This is a genomic window from Streptomyces sp. NPDC005483 (assembly GCF_040606035.1).
Taxonomy (GTDB): domain Bacteria; phylum Actinomycetota; class Actinomycetes; order Streptomycetales; family Streptomycetaceae; genus Streptomyces.
The window spans coordinates 1-8312 of record NZ_JBEXEA010000088.1 but is presented as its reverse complement, the minus strand read 5'-3'; the positions used below and the strand labels follow the sequence as shown (position 1 = coordinate 8312).

The window sequence follows — 8312 nt, the reverse complement described above, 5'->3', positions numbered from 1 at the left end:
AGAACCGGATGTTCCGTTGGCGCTGGCCGTCCCCTACCAGGGCAGTAGAGTGCGCTTCCAGCAGGACTCCGTTAGGACTCCCGAATTCCGCCTGCCCCCGGACGAGATGGGGCGGCCGACGCGTATGAAATGAGCCGTGCACCGAGGCTGCCTCGTAAGCGACGGGACTGCGTCGTCCAAGGCGGAAATGACAGCGTCGGGTGTACCGTCGGGGCGGTGGTCGGCGGTGCCTGGGACCGCGTGGGACCTCGGCCGAGGTGGAGCGGGTCACCGCACGGCCGCGAACAGGTGACCTGGCGCGGCAGCGCGCGCCGCCGGCCGACCCGCCTCCCTACCGGTCCGTACCGTCGCCCGTGAGCGACAGGGAGAGCAGGGCGGTGGCGGTGAAGTCGTCCGCGGGTTCCACCGTCTGCCAGGCGGCGACGTCGTCGACGTAACCCGCTCCCTGCCCGTCGAAGTCCGACCACCGGCCCCCGGACTGCGGCCCCGCGGCGCAGGCGCGCATGCCGGCGGACCGGTCCAGGTCGTGCAGCAGCTCAGCACTGTTGGGGCCGTTGACGACCGCGCCCCGCAGGATGTCCCCGTGTCCGGTACCGCTCATGGCGAGGTTGGCCACCTGGTGCTGTGGGCAGTGCGGGTACACCTGGCCGGCGCCGATCACGAAGCTCGTTCCCCACGGGTTGGCGCCGAAGACCCAGCCGCGCTGCCGGGCGGCGAACGCCTCGTAACGGTGGTCGCCGGTGACGCGGGCGTAGAGTCCGGCGGTGGCCACCAGCCCGAGAGCACGTGGTACGGCGTCGAACTCGGTGAGGTCGACACCGGCGCCGAACGGGTCGCGGCCGGCCCTCCGGGTGCCTTGTGCCAGCTGTCGTTTCAGGCCGGCGGTCAGTTCCGCCCTGACCGGCCCTGAGCCGGACACGGCCAGCAGGTCGGCGTGGGCCAGGGCGCTGACGTCCGGGACGCCCAGGGTGTCGTAGGAGCCGGCGGCAAGGTACTCCCGTGCCCAGCCGGCCGCCTCCCGCTGCCAGCGCGCACCGCGTCCGTCGCCCAGGTCGCGGGCGGCCCGGGCCAGTTCCGCCGCCGCCCACTCCAGGTCGTCCTGCCAGGACTCCTCCCCGTAGTAGCCGGACGGGACGGTGGTGAACAGGCGCCCGTGCGGATCGGTGTCGGCGTGTGCGTACACGTCCGCCGCCTTGTCGAGCCATCCGCGCGCCGTCTGCGGATCGTCCTCGGCGTGCAGCTGCGCGGCGAGCGCGAACGCCGCGGCCGTGCGGCCCGCCAGATTGGGACTGACCGGGTCCCCGGGTGCGTTGGCGCGGAACACCGGACGGTGGGTCACGAAGTAGTCGGGGTCGCCCACCCGCACGGCACGGTCGTCGTCCTCCTCCGGCAGCCGCCACACGTCGTGATCGCCGCGCAGATGTGCGCCGCCGTCGCCGAGGCCCACCTGCGCGTACAGGACGCCGTCCGTGCCGTCCCACATCCGGTCCAGCCAGGCAAGCCCGTGGTCGGCCTCGGCGGGCAGCCCGGGTACGGCCGGGGTGTCCCGTTGGACCGTCAGCAGCAGTCCGGTGACGTACGACGCGGTGTGGGTGAACTTCAGGTAGTCCCCGGCGTCGAACCACCCTCCGGAGACGTCGACCGGGCCCGCCACCTCGGTCAGGGACGTGGCCTTCGCCTGTCCGTCCTTCCCACGGGGCGGCACCTCGTACACCGTGGCGCGTTCATCGGCCAGGTGAGAGGCCACCCGGCCGGTCTGCGCGGCAAGCACGTCCGCGCCGTCGCGCTGCGTCTGGAAGAAACGCACGCCGTCCGCGCGCAACGGGTCCGTCACCCGCCGGGCCGAGGCCACCCGGAACCGCGGCGAGAGAGCGCCGGGCGCCGAGCCGGTCAGCCGTAGCCGGTAGGCGCCGGCCGTGCGCAGCGCCGACAGATCGACAACGCGCACGGTGTCGTAGGCGGAGTTCCAGGAACCGGCCGAGGGGCCGGGCACGCCGTCCAGAACGGTGTCGCCGCGTTCGTCGACGACCGCGAAACGCGCGTCCGCCAAGGCGTCACCGTCCCCCATGACGTAGGCGTACTTCTTCCCGTCAGTCACGTATCCGGCTTGGTCGACACGTATCTTCAGGGACACATGGCCGTCGGCCGAACAGGAGACGAGGCCGGCGGCCGTCACCGCCGCGGCGAGCGTGACCGAAAGCGCCGGACCGAACCGGGACAAGGAAGGCATGGCACCCAGTGTCGCCCACCGGACACGTTCGTCGTCGGCCCCGGTAAGTGCCGCGCACCGCGCCGACCTGCGGACCGGTCCCCGATACCGCCGTGCGAAACTGTCACGGACCCGAGCTCCCAGGGACCGGGCACGGAAAGAGACTCGGATGATCGATGGGGGCGCCATGTCCGGTCCGTCTTCGCCGCCCTTGATCGGACGCCGGACGGACCTGGAGTCCATCCAGTCGTTCCTCGGTCACTCCATGGTGAAGGGCGCCGCGCTGCTGCTCACCAGGGACGCGGGCGTGGGCAAGACCGCGGTGCTCGACGCCGTCGCGGCAGCGGCCGAGCAGGACGGGGCACTGGTGCTGCGCGCCCAGGGCGTGCAGTTCGAAGCGGACATCGCCTACGCCGGTCTGAACCAGCTGCTGCTGCCGTTGTTCGACTCCTTCCACCTGCTGGAGCCGGTGCATCAGGACGCTCTGCGGGTGACTGTGGGCATCGGCACGGGCCCCGCGCCGGACCGGCTGCTGACGTCGACGGCGGCGCTGTTCCTGCTGCGGCGTATCTCGCGGGAGCGGCCGCTGCTGCTTGTGGTCGACGACCTGCCGTGGCTGGACCGGGCCACCGCCGCCGTCCTCGGCTTCGTGGCCCGGCGGCTGGTCGGCAGCAACGTCGGTTTCCTCGGCGCTCGCCGCACCGGTGCCGACAGCTTCTTCGAGTCCAGCGGGCTCACCGAGCACCGGCTGCAACCGCTCGATAACGCGGCGTCAATCGCTCTGTCCGTCCAGTGCCACCCCGTTCTCTCACCGGCCGTGCGGCACCGGGTCACCGGAGAGGCCCGCGGCAATCCGCTGGCCCTGGTGGAACTGCCTGCGGCGCTGACGGCGGAGCAGCGGGTGACGCAGTCGGCGGTGCCGTCGGTGCTGCCGCTCACCGAACGCCTTCAGGCCCTGTTCGCGTCCCGCATCGCGCACCTCACGGACAGTGCGCGGGACCTGCTGCTGACCGCGGCGCTGGACGGCACCGGTGACCTCGCCGTGCTGGAGGCGGCCACCGCCAACCGGGCCACCGCGGACGACCTGGCCCGCGCCGAGAAGGACCGCCTCGTCCGCGTCTCGCACGACGCGCGGCGGCTCGACTTCCGGCATCCTCTGATCGCCTCGGCCGTGGTCGAGGGGTCCACCGCCGCCGAACGCCGTCGGGCGCACCAGGAGCTGGCCGACGCGCTGCGCGATCGTCCGGAGCGTCGTGCCTGGCACCTCGGTGAGGCCGCCACCGTGCCCGAGGAGACGGTCGCCGGCCTGCTGGAGCACGCCGCGCATCTGCGGCTTCAGCGTGGCGATGCCCTCGGCGCCGTCACCGCGCTGACCCGGGCGGCCGGGCTGAGTCCGGCACCCGCCGACCAGGCCAGGCGGCTGGCGGAGGCGGCGTACATCGGGGCCGCCGCCGGGGGCGAACTGGAAGACGCCTCACGGCTGCTGGAGGACGCCCGCTCCCTCGACCCGAGCAGCGCACGGTCCTTGCACGCCGCGGCCGCCTCCGCGTATCTGCTGATCAACCGGGACGGCGATGTCGGCACCGCACACCGGCTGCTGGTCGGCGCCATCGAGGCCGGCGCCGAGCAGGGGCATGGCTGGGACGCGGCCGACCCAGCCCTGAACGAAGCCCTGCACACCCTGGTGCTGCTGTGCTGGTACGGCGGCGAACCCCGGTTGTGGCAGCCCCTGCTGGCCTTCCTCGACCGGCTGCGGCCGGCCGCGCCGGAACTGCTCCGCGTCTGTGTGCTGACCTTCGCCGACCCGGCCCGTAGCGGCCCCGCAGCCCTGCCCCGGCTGGAGCGGCTGCTGTCCGGACCGCACACCGACCCCTCCCGGCTGGTCCGGGCCGGCGCCTACCCGGACCGGCTCGGTGACCTGCGGCAGGCCAACCTCCGCCTGATCGAGCAGGGCCGGGCCGGGGCCGCACCCGCTCGCCTCCACCTCGGCGCCCTGATGCACCTGGGCCTGGACTACTACCACGTGGGCCTCTGGGCCGACGCCGGGCACTGCGCGGCGGAGGGCCACCAACTCTGCGAGCAGTACGACTACCACTTCTACACCTGGTACTTCGACTACCTGCAAGCGATCCTCGCGGCGGTGCGGGGCGAGCTGGAGTCCGCGGTCGAGATCGCCGAGAGGATCGTGCGCTGGTCGGCACCGCGCGGCGCGCACGGCGCCGGGAACTTCGCCCACCACGCGCTGGCGCTGGCCGCGCTCGCCGACGGCGACTGCGAGGCCGCCTACCGGCACGGCAGCGCGCTGAGCCCGCCGGGCACCCTCGCCCCGTACGTCCCGCACGCCATGTGGGTGGCGATGGACCTGGTCGAGGCGGCCCTGCGGACCGGACGGGACAAGGAGGCGGCCGCGCACGCCACCGCGATGCGGGAGTCGGGGATGCCCCGGCTCTCGCCCCGGCTGCGCATGCTGACCAGGGCGAGCCAGGCTATGACCACGCCCGGTGAGGAGGGCCTGGCGCACTTCGAGGCAGCACTGGTCGACGGATCGGCCCGCTGGCCCTTCGAGACCGCCCGCGTCCGTCTGGCCCGGGGTGAACGCCTGCGCCGGCTGCGAGCGGGAGGCGAGGCCCGGGACGACCTCACCGGGGCGCTGGAGACGTTCCAGCGCCTCGGTGCCGTGCCCTGGGCCGACCGTGCCGAGGCGGAACTGCGGGCCACCGGCCGTACGGCGCCCCGCGCCGCGGTCAAGGACGCGGTACTCACCGCACAGGAACGGCAGATCGCCTCACTCGCCGCCTCCGGACTGACCAACAAACAGTTCGCCGAACGCCTCTCCCTGTCCCACCGCACCATCGGCACCCACCTCTACCAGATCTATCCCAAACTGGGCATCTCCTCACGGGCCGCGCTGCGCGACGCCCTTGAGGCGCTGGGTGCCTCGAACGCCCTCGACGCGGCGGCCGGAGCCAGGCAGAACGGATGAGGAGGGCCGTGCGCGCCGACGAGGCCCACGGCTCCCCGCGCTGTCCTGCGGCATGCCGGGCGGACGCCCCCAGTGCCCCCGCGTCACCACCGGCCGAACAGGGCTCCGGGATTGCTGCCCTCGATGTCCTCGCGCCGGGGGCGTCGGCATCAGCACACCTGCCACCTCGGCTGGAAGCTCGCACCCGTCTGTGCGGGGCGCCCCAAGAGCCCTCTTGCTCGGCGCCTGCGAGCAGGAACGGCCGCCGGTCGCCGCACACGGCGGATATATGGGGACACCCGGGCACCCGGGCACCCAACGTGCGCCTTCCGGTCAGCTACGGGTTCGGTCCCGCGTTTCTTCATACCACCGCAACCGACCGCACGGCGCCGGCAGCTGCGCGGAGGCACGTCAGCCACCGCCCAGGCAGTGCTACCGTGCCCTGGTGATCATCGAAGTCGACAGACCGTAGCCGTCTCGAAGACGGCGTTCCAGCGGACACACACGCACCAGCACTCCGCACCCCTGACGCGGGTCCGGCTCCGTGCGCTGTCACCGCTTTCCGGACCGTCGGCATGGTCACCTTCCTCCCTCGCCAGGTCTCTGCCCTTCGCTCGCGCGCCTCCTTGCCCCCGTCCGTGAGGGTGACGACGCGCGCGCTGCACGGTGAACCCGCTCAGCGGAAGTGGGCCGGACCGTCGTGCCGTGAGCCGCCTTCGGACAACCATCCCTCTCACAACGCCCCCCATGAGGAGACCCCGGTGCCGCAGACCCCGCTCGACGACTTCCCCTTCGAACGCGCCCCCGGCTGCCCGCTCGACCCACCGCCGCTGCTCGCCTCGCTGCGGACCGGGGCTCCGATGACGCGGGTACGGATCTGGGACGGAACCACGCCCTGGCTGGTCACCCGCCATGAGGACCAGCGCGCCGTACTGTCCGATCCGCGTTTCAGCGCCGATTCGAGCGAGTCCGGTCTGCCCGCGCCGACCGAGGGGTTCGCGGCCCAGGGCCGCCAGGAAGTGCGGGCCCTGAGCATGCAGGACGGCCCCGAGCACGCACGGCAGCGTCGCATGCTCATCGGCCACTTCACGGTCAGGAAGATCGCCGCGATGACTCCGCGGGTGGTGCGTGTCATCGACGGCCTGCTGGACCGGATGGAGGCCGTCGGACCGCCGGCCGACCTGGTCGAGGCGTTCGCGCTGCCGCTGCCGTCCATGGTCATCGGTGAACTGCTGGGCGTCCCGGAACGGGACCAGCCCCTTTTCCAACGGGTGTCCCGCACCATGATTTCCCGGGAGAGCACCGCGCGGGACTTCACGGATGCCGGTGCCGAGCTCGGCGAGTACCTCGGCGAGCTGATCCGGCGCAAGAACGACGCTCCGGGCGATGACCTGCTCAGCTCGCTCGTCGTCACACGTATGCGCACCGGTGAACTGTCACCCGAGCTGCTCGTCGAGACCGCGATCACCCTTCTGGTCGCGGGGCACGAGACCACCACCAACCAGCTCGCCCTCGGCACGCTGGTGCTGCTGCGCCACCCTGAACAGCTTGCCGTCGTCCGGGACAGCGGCGACCCCGCCCGGGTGACGTCGGCCGTGGAGGAACTGCTGCGCTACCTGTCCATCACACAGACCGGGCTCGCCCGGGTCGCCACGGAGGACGTCGTGATCGGGGGCCGGCTCATCCGCGCGGGCGACGGCGTCATCGTGGCGAACGCCTCCGGCAACCACGACGAGGCCGTCTTCGGCACCCCCGGCCGGTTCGACATCGACAGGCCGGACGTGCGCGGTCACCTCGCGTTCGGCCACGGTCCCCACCAGTGTCTGGGGCAGGCCCTGGCCCGCCTGGAACTGCAACTCGCCCACCCGGCCCTGCTGCGCCGCTTCCCCGGACTGCGCACCACTGTCCCGGACGAGAGCATCCCCTTCAAGCACGACATGATCGCCTATGGCGTGCACGAACTGCCCCTCACCTGGTGACCCCACGCCCGTCCACCCGTCCGGAAAGAAGTTCCGTGAATAGCCACCCCTTGCCTGACGTCCGCTCACCGCGGGCGAACCGAGAGGCCCGACCCGCACCCGTGCCGTTCGACCCGCAAGCGGCGATCGTCCTGGACGGGCTGGGAGACCTGCGCGGCGCCGAGCCGGCCTCGCCGGCGGACGTACCGCGATGGCGCGCGCAGCTCGCGGCCACCGCTCCCGATCCCACACTGGAGGAAGTACGTGACGGCGGCCGCTTCGAGGTGATGGAACGCGGAGTACCGGGACCCGTCGGCGCCGCGGACGTCCGCCTGCTGATCGCCCGCCCGCCGGGTCTGCCGGATGGCGCCCCGGTCGTCTACCACCTGCACGGCGGCGGCATGATCGGCGGTACCTGTCGCACCGGCGTGCCCGGCATCCTGCGCGAGTGGGCGGCGCCCCTCGGGCTGGTCGTGATCTCCGCCGATTACCGGCTGGCTCCGGAGCACCCGTACCCGGCGGGCGTCGAGGACTGCTACGCGGGCCTGGTGTGGGTGGCCCGGCACGCTGCCGAGGTCGGTGGAGACCCGGAGCGGATCGTGGTCGCGGGGGGCAGTGCGGGGGGCGGACTGGCCGCGTCCGTCGCGCTCATGGCGCGCGACCGGCGCGGGCCCCATCTGTCCGGTCAACTGGCCATGTGCCCCATGCTCGACGACCGCAACGACACCGTCTCAGCGCGGCAGATGGCCGGCCGGGGCGTGTGGGACCGGAGTGCCAACGAGGCCGGCTGGACCTCGCTGCTCGGCGAGGCCCGCGGCACCGACCGAGTCCCGCCGTACGCTGCTCCCGCCCGCGCCACCGACCTGTCCGGTCTCCCGCCGGCCTTCATCGATGTGGGTGCCGCCGAGACCTACCGCGATGAGTGCGTCGCCTACGGGACCCGCATCTGGCAGGCCGGCGGTGACGCCGAACTGCATGTCTGGGCGGGTGGTTTCCACGGCTTCGACCAGATCGCCCCCGGCACGGCCGTGGCCCGTGACGCCCGTGCGGCCCGTGTCCACTGGCTTCGCCGCATTCTCGACCGTTGATTGCGGGGCACGTCACCGAGCGCGCCCCGAGGGGTGTGGCTGAGGCATCGAAGCCTCAGCCACACCCCTCGGGGTGGTCACGGCACTCCGACACA

The 8312-nt window shown here is 72.7% G+C and carries 4 protein-coding genes; 3 read left to right on the top strand and 1 reads right to left on the bottom strand.

Annotated features, from left to right (window positions below):
* Window positions 1-331: 331 nt before the first annotated feature.
* The gene (locus ABZT06_RS49950) at window positions 332-2230 is read right to left on the bottom strand and encodes a glycoside hydrolase family 9 protein (protein ID WP_355756447.1); all 1899 of its coding nucleotides are present in this window, start codon (window positions 2228-2230) and stop codon (window positions 332-334) included.
* Window positions 2231-2396: 166 nt separating this feature from the next.
* On the opposite strand from ABZT06_RS49950, the gene ABZT06_RS49945 reads away from it, so the two are divergent.
* From ABZT06_RS49945 to ABZT06_RS49935, 3 genes are all read left to right on the top strand, one after another.
* Window positions 2397-5192 (top strand): AAA family ATPase, encoded by a 2796-nt coding sequence (locus ABZT06_RS49945; RefSeq protein WP_355756444.1) that lies wholly within the window; start codon window positions 2397-2399, stop codon window positions 5190-5192.
* A gap of 740 nt (window positions 5193-5932) precedes the next feature.
* Entirely contained in the window at window positions 5933-7150 is a 1218-nt protein-coding gene (locus ABZT06_RS49940) for a cytochrome P450 (RefSeq protein ID WP_355756441.1), read from the top strand.
* A gap of 101 nt (window positions 7151-7251) precedes the next feature.
* A complete protein-coding gene (locus ABZT06_RS49935; RefSeq protein WP_355756438.1) occupies window positions 7252-8217 on the top strand; it encodes an alpha/beta hydrolase in 966 nt (321 codons plus the stop codon).
* Window positions 8218-8312: the final 95 nt, after the last annotated feature.

What these genes read in the sequence shown, in the direction of transcription:
- ABZT06_RS49945 (WP_355756444.1), top strand. Translation starts at nt 2,397, where the DNA reads ATGTCCGGTCCGTCTTCGCCGCCCTTGATCGGACGCCGGACGGACCTG.
- ABZT06_RS49950 (WP_355756447.1), bottom strand. Translation starts at nt 2,230, where the DNA reads ATGCCTTCCTTGTCCCGGTTCGGTCCGGCGCTTTCGGTCACGCTCGCC.